The 25,265-nt window shown below is 50.8% G+C and carries 16 protein-coding genes and 1 pseudogene; 7 read left to right on the forward strand and 10 right to left on the reverse strand.

Annotation, left to right across the window (positions count from 1 at the left end):
- Positions 1-228: 228 nt before the first annotated feature.
- From P6M73_RS10140 to P6M73_RS10150, 3 genes are all read left to right on the forward strand, one after another.
- Entirely contained in the window at positions 229-1,185 is a 957-nt protein-coding gene (locus P6M73_RS10140; protein WP_277852940.1) for an alpha/beta hydrolase, read from the forward strand.
- 277 nt (positions 1,186-1,462) lie between these two features.
- Complete coding sequence (locus tag P6M73_RS10145; protein WP_277852941.1) at positions 1,463-2,707, forward strand: DNA polymerase Y family protein; 1,245 nt, start codon at positions 1,463-1,465, stop codon at positions 2,705-2,707.
- Positions 2,708-2,720: 13 nt separating this feature from the next.
- Positions 2,721-2,984: a hypothetical protein gene (locus P6M73_RS10150; protein ID WP_277852942.1), complete on the forward strand. Its 264-nt coding sequence runs from the start codon at positions 2,721-2,723 to the stop codon at positions 2,982-2,984.
- A 72-nt stretch (positions 2,985-3,056) separates the two neighbouring features.
- Here the strand turns inward: P6M73_RS10150 and P6M73_RS10155 are convergent, their stop codons facing one another.
- The 8 genes and pseudogenes from P6M73_RS10155 to P6M73_RS10190 form a co-directional block, all read right to left on the reverse strand.
- Entirely contained in the window at positions 3,057-4,580 is a 1,524-nt protein-coding gene (locus P6M73_RS10155; protein ID WP_277852943.1) for a VanW family protein, read from the reverse strand.
- A gap of 67 nt (positions 4,581-4,647) precedes the next feature.
- A complete protein-coding gene (locus P6M73_RS10160) occupies positions 4,648-5,322 on the reverse strand; it encodes a cytochrome c biogenesis CcdA family protein (RefSeq protein WP_277852944.1) in 675 nt (224 codons plus the stop codon).
- Between the two features lie 3 nt (positions 5,323-5,325).
- Positions 5,326-5,964 carry a TlpA family protein disulfide reductase gene (locus tag P6M73_RS10165; protein ID WP_277852945.1) on the reverse strand — a complete coding sequence of 213 codons (639 nt, stop codon included), beginning with the start codon at positions 5,962-5,964 and terminating at the stop codon, positions 5,326-5,328.
- Between the two features lie 202 nt (positions 5,965-6,166).
- Entirely contained in the window at positions 6,167-6,814 is a 648-nt protein-coding gene (fsa, locus tag P6M73_RS10170) for a fructose-6-phosphate aldolase (RefSeq protein WP_277852946.1), read from the reverse strand.
- Between the two features lie 392 nt (positions 6,815-7,206).
- Positions 7,207-10,710: pseudogene (gene nifJ / locus P6M73_RS10175) on the reverse strand (pyruvate:ferredoxin (flavodoxin) oxidoreductase); the annotation flags it as partial.
- 477 nt (positions 10,711-11,187) lie between these two features.
- Positions 11,188-12,771, reverse strand: coding sequence for an MBL fold metallo-hydrolase RNA specificity domain-containing protein (locus P6M73_RS10180; protein WP_277852948.1), 1,584 nt, complete (start codon positions 12,769-12,771; stop codon positions 11,188-11,190).
- Positions 12,772-12,936: 165 nt separating this feature from the next.
- A complete protein-coding gene (gene murG, locus P6M73_RS10185) occupies positions 12,937-14,097 on the reverse strand; it encodes an undecaprenyldiphospho-muramoylpentapeptide beta-N-acetylglucosaminyltransferase (protein ID WP_277852949.1) in 1,161 nt (386 codons plus the stop codon).
- 125 nt (positions 14,098-14,222) lie between these two features.
- The gene (locus tag P6M73_RS10190; protein ID WP_277852950.1) at positions 14,223-15,767 is read right to left on the reverse strand and encodes a Mur ligase family protein; all 1,545 of its coding nucleotides are present in this window, start codon (positions 15,765-15,767) and stop codon (positions 14,223-14,225) included.
- A gap of 70 nt (positions 15,768-15,837) precedes the next feature.
- Between P6M73_RS10190 and P6M73_RS10195 the strand changes: the two genes are divergently transcribed.
- From P6M73_RS10195 to P6M73_RS10205, 3 genes are all read left to right on the forward strand, one after another.
- Positions 15,838-16,161: a putative RNA methyltransferase gene (locus P6M73_RS10195; protein ID WP_277852951.1), complete on the forward strand. Its 324-nt coding sequence runs from the start codon at positions 15,838-15,840 to the stop codon at positions 16,159-16,161.
- A gap of 97 nt (positions 16,162-16,258) precedes the next feature.
- Positions 16,259-16,420 (forward strand): hypothetical protein, encoded by a 162-nt coding sequence (locus P6M73_RS10200; RefSeq protein WP_277852952.1) that lies wholly within the window; start codon positions 16,259-16,261, stop codon positions 16,418-16,420.
- Between the two features lie 45 nt (positions 16,421-16,465).
- On the forward strand, positions 16,466-16,636 hold the full coding sequence (locus P6M73_RS10205) for a hypothetical protein (protein WP_277852953.1): 171 nt from the start codon (positions 16,466-16,468) through the stop codon (positions 16,634-16,636).
- 115 nt (positions 16,637-16,751) lie between these two features.
- On the opposite strand, the gene P6M73_RS10210 is transcribed toward P6M73_RS10205, so the two are convergent.
- Together P6M73_RS10210 and proA are read right to left on the reverse strand one after the other, a co-directional pair.
- Positions 16,752-17,924, reverse strand: a complete 1,173-nt coding sequence (locus P6M73_RS10210) for a S1C family serine protease (protein WP_277852954.1) — start codon at positions 17,922-17,924, stop codon at positions 16,752-16,754.
- Between the two features lie 191 nt (positions 17,925-18,115).
- Positions 18,116-23,881, reverse strand: coding sequence for an anti-phage protein ProA (gene proA, locus P6M73_RS10215; RefSeq protein WP_277852955.1), 5,766 nt, complete (start codon positions 23,879-23,881; stop codon positions 18,116-18,118).
- Between the two features lie 224 nt (positions 23,882-24,105).
- Between proA and P6M73_RS10220 the strand changes: the two genes are divergently transcribed.
- Positions 24,106-25,264 (forward strand): IS3 family transposase gene (locus P6M73_RS10220; RefSeq protein WP_277852956.1). Its coding sequence is split into 2 segments (ribosomal slippage): positions 24,106-24,380 and positions 24,379-25,264, totalling 1,161 coding nucleotides; the frame shifts between segments, so codons are not numbered across the junction.
- The last annotated feature ends 1 nt before the right edge of the window (position 25,265 follow it).

Genomic DNA, 25,265 nt, shown 5'->3' on the forward strand with positions numbered 1-25,265 from the left:
GTTTTTGCTCATGTTCATAAATACTCAATAAACTCCTCCAAACCGCTGAATATTTATGTCTCAAATAATGAGGGTACTACAATCCCCGGACGAAAATGTTTTCATCGTTGCCAGGCCTTGATTCAGTCATTTTCAAGATAAATTTAATTATCTATTTTTAGTTCATGATTATGCGATAGAATAATGGTATCAATTTGTTATCAGCATTATGCAGGAAAGGAGGTCCCCATGCCATTTCAGACAATCCTCATGATTCTGGCAGGTCTGGTCCCGGCCAGTGCCCTGCTCACTTCCGGAGGGGCCTGGCTCATTGCTGAGCGGATTATCCACCCCCCGAAGGATGACTATGAAGACATTGAAGCCGACTTGAAAAAGCGCCTGGGCTACAGCGAATCGGAATTTGCCCAGCTAAAAAGCATTCCATATGAAGAAGTGTCGATTACTTCAAATTACGGCTATCAGATCAACGGCCGCTTATTTGATCTAAAGTCAGATAAAAGCGTTATTCTGCTGCACCGGGAAGGCCGAAACCTCATTGCCTCCTATAAATTCCTCCAGTTATACCGAAAGCTTGGGTACAACGTCCTGATGTGCGACGCCAGATATCATGGTACCAGTGGCGGACTGAACTATACCTATGGCTATTTCGAGCGATGGGATCTGAAAGCTCAGGCTGATTTGATGTTCCAGCGGTATGGATCCGACTCGCTCCTTGGCTTTCACGGGGAATCAGGCGGAGCTGCTACTGCTCTCATGACGCTCTATCAGGATGAACGGATCGGCTTTGCCATTGCCGATTCTTCATTTTCAGAACTTCTGGAAGTCATGCTGGGACTTGAGGAGCGACTCCTTGGAACCCGTTCCAAAAAGCTGCTGATGCTCATTGACCAGATTATCAAACGGCGTGCCGGTTTTTCTTTGGCAAATGTTTCACCCCTCACCGAAATTCAGGCCCTGGAAGTGCCTGTCCTGTTCATCCATTCCGGTGCGGATCAGATGGTCCCCCCAAAAATGTCCAAGATCCTGGCCAGCTTCAAACTAGGATACAATGAGATCTACATCGCCCCCGACTCCCCTCACCTGTTAGGCTATTATCAGCATCGGGAAGAATATGAACGAAGAGTCGAGGCATTCCTTGACAACACCGAGAACCTTTACCGTCGATTCCACAAAACGTATATTTAACGAAACAGCCGACTCCAGTGGAGCCGGCTGTTTCCTGTATACGGTGTGTGATGTAACCAGGGAAACTGTAATGTACTCATGGTGACTGTGATGTACACATGGAGACTGTGATGTTCCCGTGATGAGTGGTTAGCTTGGATGTTTATTTTGTGATAATTGATCCGCACTGATCTCAACGAATAATTGGAGTCTTCCGCTTTACATTAGAACATTTGTTCGATATAATGAAGCTGAAGATCCAGTTCATGGATCCAGTGAAACCAACAGGAGGCGGCTCATGGAATCCATTATTCTGCATGTTGATGTTAACTCAGCTTATTTGGCCTGGAGCGCCGTCTGGGATCTGGCTCACGGTGCTGTCCGAGATCTTCGGAAGCTGCCTGCCATCGTGGGCGGGGATCCGGAAAACCGGCACGGCATTGTTCTGGCCAAGTCAGTACCTGCCAAAGCCTTTGGCATCGTGACAGGTGAGACGCTGTTCTCTGCCTTGGCGAAGTGTCCTGATCTAGTGATTGTGCCTCCACGTTATCAGGTCTACGTCAAAGCCAGTGAGGCCATGGTCGAAATCCTGTCCGCTTACAGCCCCGTGCTGGAACGGTACTCCATCGATGAGTGCTTTCTGGATATGGGGCCGCTGGCCCGACCGGAAGCGCTGCGCATCGCTCACCAGATTCGACGTGAAATCAAACGGACTTTGGGTTTCACTGTGAATGTTGGAATCGGAACCAACAAGCTGTGCGCGAAAATGGCCTCCGATTTTAAAAAACCTGATCTGGTCCATACGCTATATCCTGAGGAAGTCGAAGTCAAACTGCACGGACTGCCGATTGAAGATCTTTTTATGGTTGGTCCGGCACTGGCCAAACGGCTGCGAAACATCAACCTCTCAACCATTGGTCAGCTGGCTCGCTGCGATCGTGGTTTTTTGGCCGGTCAATTCGGCAAAATCGGCATGGTTATCTGGAATTTTGCCTGGGGCAGAGATTCCTCCAAAGTTCATCCGGAGGGCACGTTGGAGACAAAAGGCATGGGAAATTCAACCACCCTGCCTCACGATCTCACCGAACGTCCAGCCTGCCACCGCACGCTGCTGTCTCTGCTGGAAACCCTGGTGCCGCGACTCAAGGCAGCCGGTTTCCATACGACCTGCGTTGCGGTTCACTACACCACCACTGACTTCAAAACCCGGCGGCGTCAGCGTCAGCTGCCCCAGCAGACGGATTCCATGACTGCGCTTTATGAGATTGCCAGGGCCCTCTTTGATGAAATATGGGAGGGTCAGGCTGTTCGCAAACTCGGCGTCTCCTTCTCCCATCTGAGATCCAATCAGGTGGTTCAACTGTCTTTGCTTGATCTGGAACAGATTCAAAAAAAAGAGAAGCTGGACGATACTGTACTGCAGATCCGGCAGCGTTTTGGGGATGATTCACTCATCCGGGGCACCTTCATCTCATCTGATACGAAACCATTCTCCGGCGGAGTGGATGAACCGGGCTTCAAATTTATGAACAGTAATCTGTAAGGCAGGGTAAACCATGGAAGTATTATTGATTCCCATTGAGGTGGTAGCCACCTTTTCCAGAGACGGCCGGATCACCCCCCTTCGCTTCCGCGTTATTCTGTCCGATGCCGGTTATGAAACGATCATGGTTGATCAGATCAGCCGCCGCCGCCGGGAACGCAGCGGAAATTCATTCATTGACATCTATACCTGCAGCGGACCGGTACAGGAACAGATCCGGATGTTTGAACTGAAATATGAGATTTCCACCGGCGAGTGGTTTCTCTATCGCATGTAGAACCGAACAAGGCCTGGAGCAGTTGAATGCTCCAGGCCTTGTTCGATTCATTCGTTTTTTAATGTGGTTTATTTATCTTGGACCATCCCAGCCTTTGGGGTATTGCAGAACTTTACGCTCGAAATACCATTTTTTATTCACCTGGCTGCCGACGCCCGTTCCGATCCGGCGGATTCCGTCCGAACGGCGATAGGTATTGTCCGTATACAGTTTGCGACTGATCAGCTTGCCGTTTTTATAAGTCAGCTTGTAGACTCGGGCTGACGAACCGTTATGGGGGACGGGATCCAGCACAATGGCTCCCTTGGGAATCGTCGGGTCTTTCATTTCCTTGATCTCAGCCTTTTCTTCTTTGTACACTTCCTGTTCGTACTTGTAGGAATAACCGCCCATGGCGTCGGCTGCTCCGTAGACATTGAAGGTCAATGTGTCTCCGTCGGCACTTGTCGTGATGTAGATCGGATCATCAAAAGGGTTTTTAAAGCGCAGATCCAGACTTGGTGCATAAATGACGGCATCCATGCCTGGAGGCAGGTACCCAATGCTCATTCCGTGATTTTTCCGCTGAGTCGGGGTAATGCCAAGCTTCAGAATAACATTGTACATGGTGGAAGAAACCTGACAGACTCCGCCGCCTGGTTCCGTAACCATGTCCAGTCCGACATATACACCGGAGTTCTGGAAGCCGTTGGATGTTCCGGCACCGCCGCCGATGGACTGATTAAAGGAGAATTCCTGACCCGGCATGATCAGACTGCCGCTGATCTTGCCCGCGGCATGCTTGACATTGAATTTTCTCGCGTCATAGGACCAGCCGTAGTTAGAGGAAAATCTAGCAATCCGTTTGTCGATCGCATCAAGCTGTGCCTGAGTGATGGTAACCGGAATTTTCGTGACCGGAACTTCTATGTAGGGATTGTTTTTCGGACTGAAGTCCACCGCTTCGCGGACAGCTGCCTGGAAGGCATCCCGATCAAGCACCTCTTCTGTGGCGCCGGATTTGAGCACCACTTTGCCATCAACCCGTTTGGCGGCAAACTGATGAGACAGAGCCGTCAGATTTTCCTGGATCTCTTCCATCATTTCCAGCACATAGGCATCATTGAATACCAGAACCGGGTCCAGTTCCAGGGGTTTTCCCTCCTCGATAAACTTCACTTTCTCTTCGTCGGGGGCATCCTTGCCGTTGGCCAGGGCTTGCTGATAGACGGTTTCATCAATTGCTACTTCCAGTTTATTGTAGCTCATGTAGTTTTTCTTGTTGGCGTAGGAAAAACGAACCCGGCGGTCTTTTAATGGATCCATCAGTTCTTTTTCCACTTTTTTCTTTGCCTGATCGAGTGTAAGTCCGGAAACATCAATTTTATTAATGGTGGTTCCTGGATAAATCTTTTCTTCCCACTCTTTGAGTTTCGCCTGATCTTCTGGTGCCAGCGGCGGTTTTGTCGCCACCGGTACAGTTGTCGCGACGGATTGAGTCTGAGCGGGCTGGGTCACGGGAACTGTCTGGTTCAGGTTTCCCGGTGTCACCTCCATGGCACAGCCGCCAAGCACCAGCAGGATTGCCGGAATGATCAGTAATTTTGTCTTTTGCAATTCAAACCTCCATAATTCGGGTCACCCTGTCGATGAGCCCGCCTGTTCCAAGCTGTCAGAAACAGATTTAATAGAATACATTGGCATAAAAAGTAAAACGGTCCAATACCATCAGAATTCCCATGATTATCAGAAAGATCCCAGAAATTAGACTGATGGTCTCGTAATGTCGGCGGACACCTTGAAACACGCCGGTCAGATTGTTGAATAAAAGTGCGGTAACAAGGAAAGGAATACCAAGCCCCAGGCTGAAAATGAGCAGTTTGAATCCTCCGATCCAGACTGTGGCAGAATTCCCGGCCTGGATGAGAGCCGCGCCGAGAAATGCTCCCAGACAGGGACTCCATCCAAAAGATATGATAACACCAAACAGGAAGGATGAAAAGAAGGTCTGTCTGGCCGCCGGGCCATGGAATCGAAAATCACGATTCAGCCAGCTGATCTTCAAAATACCCGTCATATTGAGCCCGAACAGGATCAGGAGTCCCCCGCCGACGCGCTGCAGGAGAAGACGCTCGGCAATTAAAAATTTGGCCAGAGTGGTGGCCGTCAAACCCAGACTGACAAAAACCACCGTAAAACCCAGGATGAAGCCCAGGGCGTTGGTTATCAGGGTCTTCTGGTTCTGTTCTCCCTGACCTGCCAGATAGCTGATGTAAACCGGAATCATCGGCAGAAAACAGGGTGAAATGAATGCCAGCATCCCTTCGATGAGCAGCAGGATCAGTTCCGATGCATCCATGGCTTACTCCAGGTAGCTCAGGCCTTCAAGAACCTGTGACTTCTTGAGCATGCCCTGCTGATAGATATGAATCTGACCTTCCTCATCGACGAAAATTGTGGTGGGAATGCTGCTGATCTCAAGCATTTGGGCAAAATCCATGTCTTCATCGTACAGCATGGTGTTGAACTCAAAGTTATTGTCTTTCAAAAATCGATCTGCATTTTCCCTGGTCTCCAGTCCACCCTGGATATTTACCATGACGATTTGATAGTCATCCCCGGCTTCCCGGTCCAGTTCCGCAAAATCCGGCATCTCAGCCTTGCATGGTCCGCACCAGCTGGCCCAGGCATTGATAATGGTCTTTTTTCCGCGGAACGAGGACAGCTTCACTGCGTTGCCCTGAGCATCATAGATTGTTGCATCGGGCAGCATGACCGTTGGACGCTCTCCGGTCGAACCCGAAGGCTGAGTAGAAGCTCCTGATGCCGGCGGGATTGTTGCCGCCGAGGGCTGGGTTACATTCGGCCCCGAGGTTGTTATATTCCCGGCCACCCCTTCCAGAGTTCCTTTTTTCACGTTTGCGTCATAAACGAGTTTCAGGCCTCCCAGAATGGCGATAAAAACAATAATCGCCAGAATTGATTTGATTTGCCTATTCATGATGGTGAATCTCCTTCTGACTCCGTCGGTAATCCATTCATTCTTAATTCCGGGAGTCTTTCTTTCCTCCTATTATACCAAAATTTGATTGCATCAAATTGATCTGCGGGCCTTTCACCATGAAAGTTCACGCAACGTATACAAAACCCCCTGTCAGATCGGAAACATTTCCAGACTGACAGAGGGGTCTCAGACTGATGGATTACAGGTTTTTAACGCCTTCCCAGTCTTTCAGGAACCGTTCGATTCCAGACGTGGTCAGCGGATGGTTCAGTGATTCCATGAGAACTTTATAGGGAACCGTTGATATATCAGCGCCAGCCAGTGCTGCCTGGGCGATATGACGGCGATTGCGGATCGAAGCCGCAATAATCTCGGTATCGATATCGAACATGTTGAAAATAGTGGCGATTTCTTCAATGAGGAGAACGCCGTCTATGCCCATATCATCGACACGGCCGATGAACGGAGAAACGTAGGCTGCGCCGGCACGGGCAGCTGCCAGAGCCTGTTCGGCGGAGAAGACCAGTGTTACATTGACCTTGATGTTCTCTTTCTTGAACTGATGAGTCGCCTTTAAACCTTCTGCCGTCATCGGAACTTTAATGACGATATTAGGATGGATTTTAACCAGTTCCCGGCCTTCCTTCAGCATTCCGTCTGCCTCGAGTGAGACTACTTCCGCTGAGATGGGTCCATCGACCAGTTCGGTAATTTCCTTAATGACATCTTCGAATTTTCTGCCTTCCTTGGCGATCAGGGAAGGATTGGTGGTGACGCCAGAGAGCAGGCCGAGCTCTGCTGCCTTGCGGATTTCTTCAACGTTTGCTGTGTCTATAAAATATTTCATAGCTACCTCCAGATTAGATCATTTTTTTCCAATAACATCATACCATATTCTCTTTCATAGTCGAGAGGAAATCCTTCGATCCCGAACAGAGCCGCCTTGCCGGATGGATGTCCCTGCCGATTCATGGCAGAGTGGGCAAAAGCAAGGAAACCAGGAGGATTCCCGGTTTCCTTAATTGACTTATTCAGGGTTTATTTGTCTGTTCCAGCATGATGTGTCGGAGCAGCCTCTTCCCCTTCCAGATTGTCGTTGTTTTCAGCCTTGGGCACGTCCTGACCAGCTTTGGGAGCTGATTCCGGGCTTGCTACCGCAGATGCATGAACAACCGTTTCAACCGGTTTGTCTTCGCTCTTTTTCAGCTCTGGCGCAACAGCGTATTTGGAGAAATCCATTTCTGTTAAGCGAACATAGCTGTCTCTGCGTTCCCGTGCGTCCTGTTCGGTCTTGGCGAACAGCGCTTCTGCTTCTTCTGGGAATGCTTTGAGCAGGGAAGCGTAGCGAACTTCTCCCATAAGGAAGTCTCTGAATGGCATTTTGGGTTCTTTGGAATCCAGTGTGAACGGATTCTTGCCCTGATCCTTGAGGGTCGGGTTGTACCGGTAGAGTACCCAGTAGCCGGATTCAACGGCGCGTTTGGTTTCTTCCTGGCTCATGCCCATACCGTTCTTGAGACCCTGGTTGATACAGGGAGCATATGCGATAACCAGTGACGGTCCGTTGTATGCTTCTGCTTCCGTGATGGCCTTCATCGCCTGGTTCTTGTCAGCGCCCATACCAATCTGAGCAACATAGACATAACCATAGCTCATGGCCATCATGCCGAGATCCTTCTTCTTGGTCCGTTTTCCGGATGCTGCAAACTTAGCGATTGCCGCAGTCGGAGTAGACTTGGAAGACTGTCCGCCGGTGTTGGAGTAAACTTCGGTATCGAGAACCAGAACATTGACATCCTCACCGGAAGCGAGCACGTGGTCCAGTCCGCCGTATCCGATGTCATAAGCCCATCCGTCTCCGCCGAAGATCCACTGGCTCTTCTTGGACATGAATTCTTTGTTCTTGTAGAGGAACTTCAAGGTCTCGTCATTGGAATCCTTGATGAGCGGCAGGATTGCATTCTTGGCAGCTCTGGATTCATCGGCCTTGCTGTAGTTTGCCAGGAAGTTCTCGAAGGCAGCCTTCAGTTCGCCTTCTGCCTTGCCTGATGCGAGGTAAGCTTCAACCATTCCCTTGATCCGTTCTCTCTGCGCATTATAACCCAGGTACATGCCAAGGCCATATTCCGCGTTGTCTTCGAACAGAGAGTTAGCCCATGACGGACCTTCTCCAAGGTGGTTGGTGGTGTAAGGAGTTGCCGGTGCGGAAGCTCCCCAGATGGAGGTACAGCCGGTGGCGTTGGCAATCATCATGCGTTCGCCATAAAGCTGGGTAACAAGCTTGACATAAGGAGTTTCTCCACAGCCTGCGCAGGCGCCGGAGAATTCCAGAAGCGGCTTCTCGAACTGGGATCCCTTGAGAGTCATCCGGTTCATCGGATTCTTCTTAGGAGCCAGGCTCATTGCGTAATCCCAGTTTGCCGTTTCATGCATCTGAGATTCGATTGGCTTCATGATCAGAGCTTTTTCCGGTGCGGGACAAACCTGAGCACAGTTTCCGCATCCGGTACAGTCGAGGACTGAAACCTGGATCTTGAAGTCAAGACCTTCGAAGGCCTTTCCGCCCATTGCTTTCTTGGTTGCAAATCCTTCCGGTGCGTTGGCTTTTTCTTCCTCGCTTACCAGGAATGGACGAATGACAGCATGCGGACAAACATAAGCACACTGGTTGCACTGGATACAGGCATCGATCTGCCATTCAGGCACATTGACTGCAATTCCGCGTTTTTCGAAGGCAGCAGTTCCCTGCGGGAAGGTACCATCGGCGATATCGGCAAAAACTGATACCGGGAGGTTGTCGCCTTCCTGAGCATTCATTGGAACTAGAACCTTGGAGATGAACTCCGGAACTTCTGCCTTGGCGGCAGCATCATCCGGCAGGTTCTTCCACTCCGGCTTGATTTCAATCTGAACCAGAGCGTTTACACCCTTGTCAATGGCTTCATTGTTCATGTTGACGATCTTTTCGCCCTTCATGCCATAGCTCTTGACCACAGAGTCTTTCAGATAACGCACGGCATCTTCAACCGGAATAACGTTTGCCAGCTTAAAGAATCCAGACTGCATGATCATGTTGATGCGGGTTCCAAGACCGATTTCTTCAGCAATGGCCTGGGCATCGATGATGTAGAACTTAGCGTTCTTTTCAGCCAGGGTTCTCTTCAGTTTGTTCGGCAGCTTGCTTTCAACTTCTTCTGCTGCCCAGGGAGAGTTCAGCAGGAAGGTTCCTCCGTCCTTGATGCCCTTTAACAGGTCATACTTGTTAACATAGGAAGGATTGTGGCAGGCAATAAAATCAGCCTGCTGGATCAGGTAAGGTGCCCGAATTCTGTTCTTTCCGAATCTGAGGTGGGAAACCGTAATACCGCCAGATTTCTTTGAGTCATAGGAGAAATAACCCTGTGCGTACAGATCGGTATGGTCACCGATGATCTTGATGGCGGATTTATTAGCGCCAACCGTTCCATCGGATCCAAGACCCCAGAATTTGCACTGTACAGTGCCTGCCGGAGTGATATTAACTTCTTCTGCGGTCGGCAGTGAAGTAAAGGTAACATCATCAACGATACCTACGGTAAATCCGTTCTTCACTTCGTTGCGCTTGAGGTTATCGAATACGGAAATGATCTGGCCCGGGGTCACATCCTTGGATCCCAGTCCATAGCGTCCGCCAACAATTTCCGGCCGATTCTCAACATCGTAGAAAGCGGTGCGGACATCCAAATAAAGGGGTTCGCCGTGTGCGCCTGGTTCCTTTGTCCGATCCAGAACTGCGATCTTCTTGGCAGTCTTTGGCACGACATCCAGGAAATGCTTCACTGAGAACGGACGATACAGATGGACATTGACCAGTCCAACTTTTTCACCCTTGGCTACGAGGTAGTCTACAACTTCCTCAGCCGCGTCACAGACAGATCCCATAGCGATAATGACATTTTCTGCGTCTGCTGCCCCATGATAGTTGAACAGACCATAATTTCTACCGGTTACTTTGCTGACTTCATGCATGTAGTTCTCAACAATGGCTGGAACTTCATTGTAGTACCGATTGGAAGCTTCTCTGCCCTGGAAATAGATGTCCGGGTTCTGAGCGGTTCCTCTGGTGACAGGGCGTTCCGGGTTCAGAGACTTGGAACGGAATTCCTGAATCTTGTCCCAGTCAACCATTTTGGCTAATTCTTCATCAGTCCAAACTTCGATCTTCTGAACTTCATGAGAGGTACGGAAACCATCAAAGAAATTCAAAACCGGAAGGCTGGCCTTAATCGCCGTCAGATGAGCTACTGCGGAGAGATCCATGACCTCCTGAACACTGGATTCAGCCAACATGATAAATCCGGAAGCTCTGGCTGCCATGACGTCCTGATGGTCGCCGAAAATCGACAGTGCATGGGCTGCCAGTGCTCTGGCCGCAACATGGAATACACCGGGAAGCAATTCACCGGCAATCTTGTACATGTTGGGAAGCATCAGCAGAAGTCCCTGGGAAGCTGTGTATGTGCTGGTCAGAGAACCTGCCTGCAAAGAACCGTGAACTGCTCCGGCGGCTCCTGCTTCGGACTGCATTTCCACGACTTTTACGACCGTGCCGAATAAGTTCTTTCTTCCTTTGGAGGCCCATTCGTCTACTGACTCAGGCATTGGGGAAGACGGTGTGATCGGATAGATCGCAGCTACTTCTGAAAACGCATATGATACGTGAGCAGCAGCGGTATTTCCATCCATGGTTTTGATTTGTCTCATGTCTGTAATCTCTCCCTTACATGAAATTTTTTTGAAATTCCCTGATTCCGGCGGACAGCTCAATAATAAAACAGCTGGCACGGGATCACTCATTTCAATGATACACGATTATTTTGTTATAAAAAACGTCTCCGTCTTTATAATTATATACTATTGTTAATAAAATGCAACAGATTGGCCTGCCTCAATTAAATCGATTTACATCGACTGAATCATTGGTCCGTGCAGAAAACAGCCCAAAATCTCCCGAACCGGAACATCACGCGCTGATTTAGTTCACAATTCTGTTCAAATTGTCAGAACTCAGAAGAAAAAGAATGCTCCGGAGCAAACCCGCGGAGCATTCTCTGAATGATATAGATATCCGAGTTAATTGATACAGATATACGACATCCCTGGAAGCGATTACCTGAAGAATGTAACAGATCCCGTTTCTTCCCTGTGGGACAGGCTGACAAATCAATGGATGGAATCGAATCAGTGATGATTGGTTTTTCTGGCATGAAGCAGCGCTCTGATTTCATCCAGAATCTGTTCATCCGTCATATTGTTCAGATCCATCTGACCGATGGATTCCAGAATCCGTTCCTTGAACCGGGAGGTAAAACGAACATGTTCTGCAGGAACAATCGTTGTCTTTTCCGGTCGTTCCAGATCTTCCTTGGAACAACAGTCTACAATGGTGCCTTCTTTCGGTATGGCCACCTGATAGCCTTTTTCCCGGAGTCTGGCTGACAAAACCGCCTGCGCATCGTCATCGCCGTGCACAAGGAAAATTTTCTTTGGCGGGTTGACGGTAAAGGCTTCGACAAACTCAATCAGACCTCTTTGATCCGCATGACCGGATAAACCTGTCAACTGTTCAATTCTGGCTTCAACGGCAATTTCCTCTCCAAATATCCGAACTTCTTTCTTTCCGTCCAGAATCAGTCGCCCCAAGGTCTGTTCTGCCTGATACCCGACAAAAACCACCGTACTTTCGGGACGCCAGAGATTATGTTTCAAATGATGGCGAATTCGCCCAGCCTCGGCCATGCCTGAAGCGGAGATGATGACCAGCCCTTCCCGGGTCCGGTTGAGCTTCATGCTGTCTTCCACGCTGTCCGTGAAATGAAGCTGTGGAAAACTCAGCACATTATCGCCATGCTCCATTCGCTCCTGAGCATGCCGGTCAAAATATGCCTTATGCTTTTCAAAAACGGCTGTTGCCTTGCTTGCCAGCGGGGAGTCAACAAACACGCGGGTACGCTTATCCAGCTGACCGTTCTCGGCGAATTCATTCAGAACGTAGAGGATTTCCTGCGTACGCCCCACTGCGAAGGATGGAATAATCACATTTCCGCCATTTCGAATCGTAGAATTGATGATACCCAGCAGCTTCTGATTTTCATTTACCTGTGGTTCATGGAATCGATCTCCATAAGTGGATTCCATGATTAGAACATCCGCTTCGTCAATGTAGCGAGGTTCCCGCATCAGGGGAATGTTGTGGTTGCCGATATCTCCGGAGAAGACGACCTTGATCTCGTCACTGCCTTCTTCCTGAATCCACATCTCTACAAACGACGAACCGAGCATATGACCTGAATCCTGGAAGCGCAGCCGGAAGCCTGGGAAAAGGTCAAGCTGCTCATTGTAATCCAGGGTCTCAAACAGTTTCAGCACGGCTTCGGCGTGCTCGATGGTGTAAATCGGTTCTTCCAGCGGTTTCCGGCCTCTCTTGCGATGGCGGTTTTCTCGTTCAGCATCCTGTTCCTGGATGAAAGCGGAGTCGCGAAGCATGATCCCGCAAAGATCGTACGTCGGCGGGGTAGAAATAATTCGTCCGCGAAAACCTTTTTTATAAAGCATCGGAATTCGACCCGAGTGATCAATATGGGCATGAGACAGAATCAGGTATTCAATCTTCGCCGGATCAAACGGGAATACGTCATTTCCACGGATCTTTGCATCCGCCCCCTGATATAAACCACAATCCAGAAGAACCTGATGTCCGTTCACTTCCAGCAGATGGGACGAACCGGTCACTGAACCGGCTGCACCAGAAAATTTTAATTTCATTCCTACCTCCAGTAATGCATCGTATTTGGTCTTAGCATCGAAATGGGTCTAAGTCTTTTAAATAAATTTTCTCAGTAAGATATTGCCAACTCTGCTTTCATTATAGACGAATGGCCTGCCGGAATCTCGCCGGCAGGCCATCGTTCAATAAAAATTAACCGCATGTTACTGATCTTCAGGTTTCTGCAAATTGCTTCTGACAATGTTCTTTTCGAACAGAGGGGGATTTTCCGAGGGTTCCGGCCGTTTCCCATCCTGGTGACGACTGGCGAGAGTATCTTCGATGACAGCAAGTATTTTTTCTGCCCCACCTTTCACTATCGCCCGGTCCATATTGTCCCGGAATTCCTCCGTCCTGGCCTTCAGCTCCTGCAGTGCCTGAAACAGGCTTTCTGCCGTAAGGTCTTTCTCGCGAAGCAGCAACGAATAGCCAGCTTTCTGAAACGATTCGGCATTGTGGATCTGATCCCCCCGACTCTGGTTCAGATCCAGCGGGATCAGCAGATTCGGCTTTTTCAGCGCCAGAAACTCGAAGATAGAATTGGATCCGGCCCTTGATACAATATAGCCCGCAGCAGCCAGTACATCCTTCATGCGGGATCCAATATAGTCATACTGGGCATAACCCGAAGTCCGCTCCAGCTGTGAATTCACATTTCCTTTTCCCACCAGATGGACCACTTGAAAATCCTGCAGCAGTCGTTCCAGATTTGCCCAAACCAGCTGATTAAGAAGATTTGCGCCCAAAGATCCGCCCATAACCAGCAGCACCGGCTTATCCGGAGTAAAGCCCATGAATTCCCGTCCACTGCCGGCATCGCCCTGGAACAGTTCATCACGAACCGGCGAGCCAACTACGACGCCCTTTTCTCCAAAGGAGTCCCTGGTTTCAGGAAACGTCACAAGCATTTTCGTAGCATAGCGGGCGGCGATCCGATTGGCCAGACCAGGTGTCAGATCGGATTCATGGCCAATGAAGGGGATCTTCAGAGCAGCGGCCGCCATAGCGACTGGAACTGTAACATATCCCCCTTTGCTGAAGATCAGATCCGGTTTTTCCCGTTTCAGAATCCGCAGGGCATCGGTGAGACCTTTCGCTACGCGGAAGATGTCGGTCAGGTTTTTCAGCGATTTGTAGCGGCGCAGTTTGCCCGAAGAAATCGGATGGTAAGGGATTCCTTCCTTCTGGATCAAATCCCGTTCAATCCCGTTATGAGATCCGATGTATAACAGCTCATAGCCCCTGGTCCGAAGTCCCGGCAGGATCGCCAGATTGCCCATTACATGCCCGGCTGTTCCGCCACCGGTGAGTACCACTTTCGTCATAATCTTTGGTTCCTTCCTCTTCTTGTTCTCGAAATGAAAATCATTTGAATAAGTCTGATTTTTAGACAGTTCATCTGCTATCCCCCGTGGATCCGACCGGTCGGAGGCTCAATGGGTGTTATTTCTTAACCGCAAACTCTTCCCGTCATGGGGCGAAGAATTTCTTCCGCCCGCTCGGGATGCCGGTGAGCCAGCATCGTCAGAATTTTTCGTCCTCCCAGATCCATGCCCTGCGTGCCGGCCAGGAAAATGATATCGCCCGGCTCCACTACGCTTAAAGCATACTGCAGGGCCTCATCCATAGCAGCCCGAAAGGTCACTTTCAACGGAGTCTTTTCAATCTCCTCAAAAAATACCGCCTTTTCCGCCGGCAGGACCCGATCTTTATCAGTCACTTCCCCCAGAGTTTCCGTCACGATGATTTCATCCAGATTCAGCAGCGGCAGCCATCGAGCCAGCGTCTGAACATTTTCCCGGTTCACCGTAACACCGCGGTTGCCCCGAATGGCGTAGACCATGCGCAGTTTCCGGTAATGCAGGCTGGAGAGGCTTTTCAGCGAAGTCTCAATATTGTTCATATTGGCAAAGTGATCATCGATGATCTTGAACTGATCATCATAAATCAGTTCAAACCGGCGTTCCAGTCCCTTGAAATTCTTCAGACCCATTTGAATGGCGGCACGGTCGATTCCCTGACACAGCGCCATGGCACAGCAGGCTACCGCGTTGGCGACCGTGTGCTGACCTGGTGTAGAAAGTTCTATTGGTATCTTTTGGGGTTCAATCGTGACCTGATGAGATCCCCGCAGTACAATCGCCCTGGAAATAACCAGCGTAAAGCGGGGTGAATCACCCGATAAATCGACTGCCTCCGGATAGATATCGCCAACCCCCGGAGTCAGAGAATAGGTCACTTCCTGTCCGCTGCTCTTCCCCTCCAGACGGGCAATCGCCGGATCCGACAGATTAATGATTGTTGCTGTTTCGGCCCGGGCCCCGGTAATCAGAGAAGCCTTGGCCTCCCAGTAAGCTTCAAGCGATCCATGCTGGTCTATATGTTCCCTGGAAAAGTTGTTGAATGAGACGACATCAAAGTGCACATCCGCGCAGCGGAACTGTTCCAGGGCAGAGGAGGATACTTCCATGGTCACTGTGTTGACTCCCTCCTCTTTCATCCGGGCAAAATAACCCTGAAGTTCAAAGCTTTCCGGAGTTGTCATCGCGGCCGGAATCACCTCTCTGCCGATCCGGATCTTTACCGTACCAATGAGTCCGGAAGTGATGCCGGCCGCCCGAATAATCTCATCGAGCATAAAGGAAATGGTGGTTTTACCATTCGTAGCCGTGATGCCGTAAACAAAGAGATCTCGCGTGGGATGCCCGTAATAGGCCGCCGACAGGCTGCTCCAGGCCTGTCGCGAATTAACCACCCGATACTGTGCGATGGGAACGGATGGGTCAATCCGTTCAACTATAGCCGCTTCCCCACCGCGTGCTTTGACATCACTCAGAAATCGATGGCCGTCCACGTGTGTACCGGGGATAGCTATATACAGGGCTTTGGCATGGATCTGGCGGGAATCGTTGGTGATCCGTTCAATATCAAGGTTATCCAGAGGCCGAAACTCCTCCAGCACTTCAGTTTCATTCAACAAATTGACCAAACGCATGCAATCGTGTCCTTTCAAAATTAAATCAACCCTATTATAACGCATGATATACTCAGATTGGTGATGCAAAATGGAATTAAACCAACTCAATGAAAAACTTGCCCGATTGAACGGAATGATGGTATGCCCGATCTGCCACAATCCGCTGGAAATGATCTCCCATGAGGTTCGCTGCACCTCGAATCATAGTTTCAATGTCTCCAAATCAGGATCGATCAATTTTATCCCCGTGAAAATCCACGCCCGCGATCGAGCCTGTTACGCCAATGAACTCGCGCTCCATCAATTGCCGCCCTTTCGGGAATTGTTGGAAAGTGTGACAAACTACGGAACCCTTTTGCCTGACCGGTTCCTCTCTGTCTCCGTTTCTGGGAAGCAGCGGAATTGGCTTTGAAGCAGCCCAACCTTCGGTCGACCTACAGCTGAAAGAAAATCCGGACCGGCTGATTTTTACTGCTCTGGCTGATCGACTGCCTCTTCCGACTGGTTCCATGGACCGGGTCATCCGGCTGGATGATCAGTCCGGAATCGAAGAAAGTCTTCGAATTCTGGCCAGTGGGCATCGGATGTTCCGGATTATCCCGGGACCGGGTCATCTTCTGGAACTGCGCCGTCATCTGTTTACCGGCCGTCGGCTTGGTCTAAGAGAATAACCGGCATTAATTCGGGAACTGTACCAACTGCAGGAAGAAGGCGGCATGGTGAGGGCACAGCGCTTTCGGAAAAGCTTTCAGCCCACGGTCCCACAAAAAGAAATCCTGCTCCGGCAATGGATCTCCCCAAATGACCTACGCATCGCGCAGATCGCTGCAGTCATCGACGCCGTAACATTTGACTTCATGATCTACTCCCTGCAGAAACATCAGTAGGCGAACTCTCTGCTTCATTTGAATGACCTGGCAAAAAATATTTTCATCTTCAAGCCTCATGAAACGATAAGACAGGCTGCAGCACACTGCAGCCTGTCTTTTTTCTGAACCCGAACTAATTTCGCATGGCGGAGACCAGTTGTATGGTTCCCTCATACGTTTGCTTGTCACTGTCGCGGTAGATCGTGAATTTAACCCGGTCGCCCGGTTTGTAGCGGGACTTGATGGTGTTCAGCTGGACCGTGGATGTCACTTTTTCTCCGCCGAAGCTGATCAGAATGTCTCCCGGCAATATGCCGGCAGCCTCAGCCGGTGATCCTGCCATGACTTCCATCACCATGATGCCCTGCGGAACGCCGTACTGGATTCTCAAATCCTCTGGTATATCCTGGACGGCCACTCCGATGCTGACCGGTTCATTGGTCTGATTCTTCGTTTCTGAACTCGTTCCGATTTTTTCCATGAGCACATTAATGGGGATGGAGAAGGCAATTCCTTCAATCCCGGTTTGGGCGATCTTTGCGGAATTAATCCCAATGACCTCCCCCTTCATGTTGAAAAGAGGACCGCCCGAATTTCCACCATTGATGGCAGCATCGATCTGAATGTATTCAAATACCCCTCCACTCACCTGTACCTTTCGGTTTTTGGCAGAAATAATGCCATGAGTGACGGTTCCGGCAAATTCGGCACTCATCGGATTTCCGATGGCAATGACGCCCTCGCCCACTCGAATGTTGTCAGAATTGCCGATGGTGACGACCCCAGGCACGCGAATGCCGCTGACTTTGACAATGGCCAGGTCGTTTCGGGCATCCCGCCACAAAACTTCGCCCGGGACTTCCTGACTGTTGTGCAGGATGATTGTGACATTTTTCGCGCCTTCCACAACGTGATTGTTGGTCGCAATAATGCCGTTGGCGTCGATGAAAAATCCTGTGCCGACCCCTTCCTGATAGCCGGAACCGAACAAACCGCCGTCCGTAATTTTTCTAACAGCCACTGTAACCACAGCGGGTGCGTTGGCTTCCACCAGATCAGGAATCGAAAGTGACCGGTCAATGTTGATTTCACTTTCTTTGGTCTGGGCCTGTGTGCCAGGCACCGTATTTCCCTGAGCCACATTACCGGGAGCTGTCACAACAGACTGAGTTGTCTGAATCTGCGGCATGGTCTGAATATTCAGCGTACTGGTTTGCTGGACGGGACCTTGTGTCACCGCGCAGCCTGACAGAACTGACAATGCAAGCGCTGTACCCAGAGTTATTTCCATTATTTTAGATTTCATACTGATCATCTTCTCCTAACATTAGAACTATGGATGTCTCGCCTGCCCGGAGGCCTGTGCGGGGATCATCCTTATACCCATCTTACGCTGAAAATGTTACAAGAAAATTGAACTATTTTGAAATTATCGATGAGACTGTTTATATTTGAGAAAAAGCAGGCGGGAAGCTCACCTTCCCGCCTGACAAAAAATCATTGTCTGTCCGGATTCATCCGCTCGGACGGTATTTCCGAAACGGGATTAGAAATCCTGGGCATAATCTGACGAATCAGGCCCTCACTGGTTTTTTCCAGCACATCGGTCAGAATCCCGAAGTTAATGACAGCTTCGAGAAGATGCTCATTGTCAACATTGAGCTGGGGATGTCCCAGCCGTTCGGCCGTCTGGCGGATCAGTGACCGCTCAGACTGAGGTTCCGGCAAGCCATCCTTGAGGGCGGCCAGGATTTCCTCCGGGGCGATATCCGCCAGCTGCCGGTCCGTGTCATCGGGCAGAGTCCTGCGGTACTGGTCGAATTCGGCAGGGCTGATGTTCTGCGGCCAGTACACCGGCATATCTCCGGATCTTGTCGTGACCGGTCGAATGGTATTGAGGATCAGCTCAACCTGCTTTTCCATTTTAGGAGTAACCCGGCTCAAGTCATACAGAGCACGGGCTCGTTTGGCCAGCAATGATCGCGGAATAGGCCCCTCGGTGTCTATCATCAGTTTTAGTTCAGCCGCAATTGTCGATGCGTTGTTCACATTCAGGAAGTCATCCATCATCAGTTTGCGCTGTTTCAGATCATGAGGAACATAGGGGGTCTGACGGGTGACAGGAGCCAGATTCTTCGGTTCAGGCGAAACATGAGACTCCTGCGGCTCTGCTGCCAGAAGATCCTGAGCAGTTTTTACAAGGTCATCAATTACTTTCACTTCGTTATCCAGCCAGTCCATGGCATAAACCCGCCGGATCTGCCAGCCCAGTCCCTTTAATACAGAATTTTGCAGAATTTCCCGATCATAGGCCGCATCGGCTTCCCGGAAGGATTCTCCGCCGCACATAATACCCAGCAGGAACCGGCCGGAATCCCGGGGATCCACCAGGCCAAGATCGACTTTAAACCGGGAGGTTCCGATGGAAGTTTCCACTTTCCACCCGCGCTCCCGCAGCCGTTCGGCGATCTGATCGTTCAGATTTTCGATTTCGCTTTGATGCTTCAGATCCGACAGGCTGAGCATTCGACTGCCCTTCTGGGCAAATTCCAGAAATGCTTTCAGTTCACGGACACCACGGGCGGTGGTATCTGAAACCTGGAAACCAGAGGGATCAATATTCGTAAATATAATCATTTCCTGCCGGGAGCGCGATACCGCGACATTGAGGCGGCGCCAGCCACCCTCCTGATTCAGCGGGCCGAAATTCATCGTCAGGCGACCGTCCTCATCCGGTCCGTAACCGACAGAAAACAAAATGACATCTCGTTCATCTCCCTGAACATTTTCCAGATTCTTGATGAAGAGGGGCTCGGGGAGGTTCTGTAGAGCCTGTTCCAGGGATTCATCCGCCCGCATCCGATCGTTCAGTGTTTTTTCAATCAGATTCTGCTGAACGACAGAGAACGTGACAATTCCGATGGAACGCCGGGCTTGAGATGGATCATTGACGCGTCGGATCACTTCATCCACAATTTCCACTGCTTCCTTGCGATTGACTCTCTCCCCTCCCCGCTCATAGATGCCGTCATTGGTTCTCAGACTGACCTTGGAGACCATGTCATCCGGTGAAGGATAAGTATAGAGGCGGCCGTCGTAAAAATTCCGGTTTGAGAAGGCAATCAGGCTCTCATGGCGTGACCGGTAATGCCACAGCAGGTAGCTTTCCGGCATGGAAAGGGCCAGGGCGTCTTCCAGGATGTTATCCAGATCCTGGAATTCTTCCGGTTCAGCAGAACCGTTGGACTGAGTCAGGAAAAAGCTGGTAGGGGGCAGCTGCTTCGGGTCACCCACAATGATAGCCGCCTTGGCGCGGCCCAAAGCGCCGATGGCCTCCGGGGTTGGGATCTGAGACGCCTCATCGAATACCACCAGGTCAAACAGATCCGCCTGAGGTTTGAGGTATTGCGCAACGCTCATCGGGCTCATCAGCATGCAGGGAGCAATGCGGCGAAGCAGCGTATCGGTTTCAGCGAACAGATTGCGTATGGAAAGATTGCGCGCTCCGGACCGCAGTGCCCGCTGAAGCACGGCTATTTCCTTGCTGGCAACGGATTCCAGCACCAGATTGGGAACCTGCCCGGCCAGATGGAAATAGAGTTCTTTACGCTCGAGCCGTTCCAGTTCCGCCATCTGGTTCTGCAGCAGGGCTGCCTGTTCATCCAGACCGTATCCGGTGGTGTTTAATAAGACAGGTTCATTTTTCAACCGTTGGGTCAGCAGAGTGGTCACCATGGATTTCCGGTACATCGAAATCAGTTCCGACTCACTGACTCGTCCCTGGTCATAGCTGGCAGCAAACGGCTGCAGGCCTGCTTCATCCGCCTGCTTTTTCGCCTGCCGGTACATCAGCCAGTCTCTCAGCCCATCCAGGGCAGGCAGCAGTTCGGTCAGTTTGCGCGAGAGGCGTTCGAAGTAATTTCCCTGGTAGCTTGCCAGTTCAGATTCCTCGAAAGCTGTCAGTTCAAGGAAAGACCGGATGGTCTGGCGGTTCTGATCGAGGGCCAGTTCATAGCGCTGAAGTTTTTCTTTCATACCAGGCTGCTGCGCGGCATTAAGCAGCGCGCTGCGCTGAATGGAGGTGTCTTTAGTGGTCAGACATCGCTCCAGTTTGGGAATGATTTCGCCCAGGGAGGCGGCAGACAGGTCCCCTTTCACCCGGGTTTCCAACTGTCCCTGATCCTGTCGGACCTGGTCGCGCAGTGCCTGGTATTCTTTTAACTGAGACAGTACCGGGAGAATCTCTCCGGGGGCAATTTGTCCCTGGTTTGCATAAAGTGTCATTTCCTTTTCCACCGGATTCTTGCGGAACAGCTTGCCCAGAATCGTCTTTTGTTCGTACTGGGTGTAATCCCGTTCCAGCCGGTTGGGATCCGCATTGAGGAAGGACTCGCTAAATTTCTGCATCAGGCGCTGCGTGGAATCCGTCAGCCGGCTTTGCTTATCCCTCAGTTGAATCAGGGCGTCCCTCAGTTCGGAAGGGTCTGATTCCATTAAATGAGGATTCTGGTCATTCAGATCCACCAGAGCCTGCAAAGCCGGCAGCAGCTGTTCTGCCTGAAGCATGTCAGTCGGTGCCAGGTCGGCATTCGCCAGGATCAGTTCGCCCAGAGTCATCTGCAGGTCCGTCAGCTCGATGGTGCCGGCCTGGCGAATGGTTTCCTTCAAAAGCGGCGTATAGTCAATCGCACCAATTCCGCGTAGCGGGTGTCCATAGGGGCCTCCGGCATGGACGCCGAATCGGGCCAGACTGGTCAAAGCGGTTTCATGGTCCTTCCGGCTTCCCGGCGGAACGATTCCCTGCAAGTCCACGGTCTTGGAAAAATCCCTCAATTTGGAATGGTCACAGATAAGATCGTAGATGGAATAGCCGGATTCATCCTTGCGATACATTTTTTTTACGATTTCATTCAGGTCATTTTTGCGATTGCGGACTTTCGTTTTTTCCGCTTCAAACGAGCCGTTCTTAGGAATCCGCTGAATTTTCATTGACTGCTCCAGCTGATCCAGCACAGCTTTTTTCCGGGCTTTATTGGAATGCAGCTCCAGACAGAATGAACCGATTCCAATCTGATTCAGTCGCTTTTCAACGACCTCCAGCGCCGCCATTTTCTGCGCAACGAACAGAACCCGCTGATCCTGCATCAGTGCATTGGCAATAATGTTGGTTATCGTCTGACTTTTGCCGGTACCCGGAGGGCCATGCAGAACGAAGGTTTTTCCGGCCTTGGCGGCCAGTACGGCCAGAGACTGGCTGGAATCAGAGCTGACCGGATATATCACGGTTTCACTGCCTCGTTCCTCTTCGATAAAGTCCTCGGTTCGTTGGATGGGTTCAAAGGGGAATTCCAGTTTCCCGGAAAGCAGTGAGCTGACCATGCTGCTCTTTTTGAATTCCTCCATGTTTTGCGTCAGATCACTCCACATGATGAATTTCGAGAAGGAGAAGAGACCCAGGACGGCGCTTTCTTTCACATCCCACTTCTTTTCTCTCATGATGGCACTTCTGACTTTGCTGAAGACCTTCAGAACATCAATGGCATCGCCCTTCATGGGCAGAGGATCCAGTCCCTGAAGCAGAATGCCGAAGTCATTTTTGAGCATTTCAGTCAGTGTGACATTGAAGTGCCCTTCTTCTTCCCGTGGTCTCAAAAGGAGTCCGGATAAATGTCCTTTCGTCTCGCAGTCGACGGGCAGCAGAATCAGTGGTGCTTTCCGAAGCGTGTCCGGATCCTGCCTGGAGTACCAGCAGAGTTCGCCCAGTCCGACATACAGCGAACTGGCGCCGGTTTCTTCCAGACTGGCCCTGGCACCTTTGGTGAGCTTCACTCCCCGTTCATCCAGTGTCTCATCATCCAGCATGGTACGGATTCGGCCGGTTCGGTATTCTTCGAAAGCCAGTTTCTTCCAATGAGTCTCAACGGCGAGCGCGGCATCCTGGGCGGGCAGCGGCGAAGTCTGTTCGCCGGCGGAAGCCAGGTTCCAGTCCTGGGGATAGTGCATGATGTTGAAGTCCTTCTCGGACATTAAGTCCAGCGAAAACTGCTCCAGGTCAGGCACGAGGAGTCGGAGTCCGCGATCCTCTTTAAAATTGATCAGCTGATTCCGCAGGGATAAATCCAGCAGTTTACGCTCCCAGACTTTCTGTCGCGGCAGCTTCGCGCTGGACACTCCCGTATCAGGTCCTGGCATGCTTAGCTCCTCTGGCAGGATGACCGCCGTCGAATCCGCCTGAGGTCTCGGGGCCAGAACGTATTTGCCCGCTTCCAGAATACGAACGGGAAGCGGATGAATTCCAACCAACCTGGATCGCTTCAGATCCAGGGATAAAACGAATCGGTCGGTTTCCTCCAGACGAACCTGAGCGGCCGAAAGCGCCTGATTGAAATCCCCTCCCGTCTCTGTAGCTGCCACAGGGTCCAGTACTGCAATCTGGTTCATGCCCCGGGCGATGCGTTTGGTAAGCGATGACAAGTCATAATTGACCGATTCAGGAAAAACAGATGGTTCCAGCCAAACCCCGATCAGGCAGGAGTCCTCCTGCAGGATGATCAGCGGGTTCAGTCCGGCTGCCTCCAGAACAGACGCAAACAAGAGTGTCAGATCCATTCCGTCGGCATAACCTTTTTCTGTGATCTCATCGACGAGGCGAATGCGCTTCCCGGCGCGAATAAAATCAGGACCAGGTGCGATGTAGCGTATGCCCATCTCTCGAATCGCAGTAAACAAAGCAGACAGCTGCTTTAGCACCACGTTGGGATCCATGGTGTTGTAGCCGGACAGTGTTCCATCTCCGGTCATCGCTTTCAGGTGGTCTCCCATCCGGGTAAGCAGGTTTTTGATCAGCGGATGATTCGGCATGGAATATGCTGCCAGGATTTCCGGCAGAGTTTCAAAGCCTGACCAGTCCTCATAGGGATGAAGGGTCAGGGAATAAACTTCCTGATGTTCCAGCCCGGAAGCATTCAGCTGAAGGGTCATTTCCACCTTGACCGGCTCCGTCAGATCCAGGATATGCTGAGCTCCCAGCTCCTGTTTAAAATCTCCCAGATCGACACTTTTTCGGGCAGGCAGCCGTGGAATCGGTATGGTCACCGGTTCCATAATTGCTGGCAAAAAAGCAACACGAAGTTCCGCATTCGCAATTTCTTCTTCTCCATGATTCTCAATGTGAAGACGCCGAATGATTCTGGCTGAATTGACATACATGGCATAATTGACATGCTGTAAATAGTCCAGACTGAACCGAACACTCTCATTCATATTTTGTAACCTCAGTTTTCATTATTAGATTTATTATACATCAAGCTGTACCATCAGAAACATGACCGCTAAACCAAGCCCCCTCCCCTTCTGGAAACTCGCTCCATTCCAATGAGTTCCTGCTGCCAGAGATCAGGAAAAGCATTCATTTCTTCTGTATTATTTATAATGCTCCCAGGAATTGAGACACGACAAACCGGTTCCATCCGAATAGAATGGAGAGTATGAGTAAGAAGAAAAAAATCTATAGCCCTGATTTTAAAGCAAAGGTCGTGCTGGAGCTCTTAAGCGGACAGCACTCGCTCAATGAACTAGCCCAGATCCATCAAATCGCGCCTGCCACGTTGAGTAACTGGCACCGCCAGTTCCAGGAACGGGCAGCCCAGATCTTTCAGAGCGGACCGTCCGAGCAGGAAGAGGCGCTCGCCCAAAAAGAGGAAGAGATCGCGGTCCTGCAGCAAAAAGTCGGTCAGCTCAGCATCGAGTGTGACTGGCTAAAAAAAAAATCTGACGAAGTCTTTGGACCACAAGGAGCGCACCGAACTCGTAACCCCAGGAAATGAGGCCCTGACCATCAAGCGTCAGTGCGAATTGCTTGACGTTAACAGGACCAGCGTCTACCGTACAAAGGAGGACCGGATAGACCACGGGGAATCAGAAGAGAATCTTACCCTCATGACGATCATCGACAAGATCCATCTGGAGCACCCGGCCTGGGGTTACCGCAAGATAGCCCACTATCTGCGCAATTCCGGCCACGACATCAACCGTAAGCGGGTTCGGCGCCTGATGCGCCTGATGGACATCCAGGCCCTGTATCCTGGCCCGAACCTCTCCCGACGTTACCACGCGCAGTACGTCCGGCCCTACCTTTTGAGGAACCTGGTTATCGAGCGAATCGACCAGGTATGGGGGATCGACATCACCTATGTTCCCCTCAAGAAAGGCTTCTTGTACCTGTTCGTCATCATCGACTGGTTCAGCCGCAGGATCGTCGACTATGAGATCAGCTATAGCCTCGAGAAGGAGTTTGTCCTGCGCTGCCTTAGGCGTGCCTTGTGCGAGAGAAAGCCTGAGATCATGAACTCGGATCAGGGGAGCCACTTCACCTGTCCCGCCTACCTTAAGCTCCTGGACTCCTGCGATGTTAAGGTCTCCATGGACGGCAAAGGACAGGCACTGGATAATGTACGGACCGAGCGGTTCTTCCGCAGTCTGAAATACGACGACCTCTACATCAAGGAGTACGAGACACCAAAGGACATGATCACAGGGATCAGAAAGTACATCCACACCTACAACACCATTCGTCCGCATGCATCCCTGGGGGGCCTTACCCCCTATGCTTTCTGCCAGAACCAATCAACCCATCACGCAGCCTGAA

This window comes from Anaerococcoides asporogena (assembly GCF_029590275.1).
GTDB lineage: Bacteria > Bacillota > Clostridia > Clostridiales > Clostridiaceae > JG1575.

What these genes read in the sequence shown, in the direction of transcription:
- P6M73_RS10140 (WP_277852940.1), top strand. Translation starts at nt 229, where the DNA reads ATGCCATTTCAGACAATCCTCATGATTCTGGCAGGTCTGGTCCCGGCC.
- P6M73_RS10180 (WP_277852948.1), bottom strand. Translation starts at nt 12,771, where the DNA reads ATGAAATTAAAATTTTCTGGTGCAGCCGGTTCAGTGACCGGTTCGTCC.
- P6M73_RS10190 (WP_277852950.1), bottom strand. Translation starts at nt 15,767, where the DNA reads ATGCGTTTGGTCAATTTGTTGAATGAAACTGAAGTGCTGGAGGAGTTT.
- P6M73_RS10205 (WP_277852953.1), top strand. Translation starts at nt 16,466, where the DNA reads ATGGTGAGGGCACAGCGCTTTCGGAAAAGCTTTCAGCCCACGGTCCCA.
- P6M73_RS10210 (WP_277852954.1), bottom strand. Translation starts at nt 17,924, where the DNA reads ATGAAATCTAAAATAATGGAAATAACTCTGGGTACAGCGCTTGCATTG.
- P6M73_RS10200 (WP_277852952.1), top strand. Translation starts at nt 16,259, where the DNA reads ATGGACCGGGTCATCCGGCTGGATGATCAGTCCGGAATCGAAGAAAGT.
- fsa (WP_277852946.1), bottom strand. Translation starts at nt 6,814, where the DNA reads ATGAAATATTTTATAGACACAGCAAACGTTGAAGAAATCCGCAAGGCA.
- murG (WP_277852949.1), bottom strand. Translation starts at nt 14,097, where the DNA reads ATGACGAAAGTGGTACTCACCGGTGGCGGAACAGCCGGGCATGTAATG.
- P6M73_RS10165 (WP_277852945.1), bottom strand. Translation starts at nt 5,964, where the DNA reads ATGAATAGGCAAATCAAATCAATTCTGGCGATTATTGTTTTTATCGCC.
- P6M73_RS10150 (WP_277852942.1), top strand. Translation starts at nt 2,721, where the DNA reads ATGGAAGTATTATTGATTCCCATTGAGGTGGTAGCCACCTTTTCCAGA.
- proA (WP_277852955.1), bottom strand. Translation starts at nt 23,881, where the DNA reads ATGAATGAGAGTGTTCGGTTCAGTCTGGACTATTTACAGCATGTCAAT.
- P6M73_RS10160 (WP_277852944.1), bottom strand. Translation starts at nt 5,322, where the DNA reads ATGGATGCATCGGAACTGATCCTGCTGCTCATCGAAGGGATGCTGGCA.
- P6M73_RS10145 (WP_277852941.1), top strand. Translation starts at nt 1,463, where the DNA reads ATGGAATCCATTATTCTGCATGTTGATGTTAACTCAGCTTATTTGGCC.
- P6M73_RS10195 (WP_277852951.1), top strand. Translation starts at nt 15,838, where the DNA reads ATGGAATTAAACCAACTCAATGAAAAACTTGCCCGATTGAACGGAATG.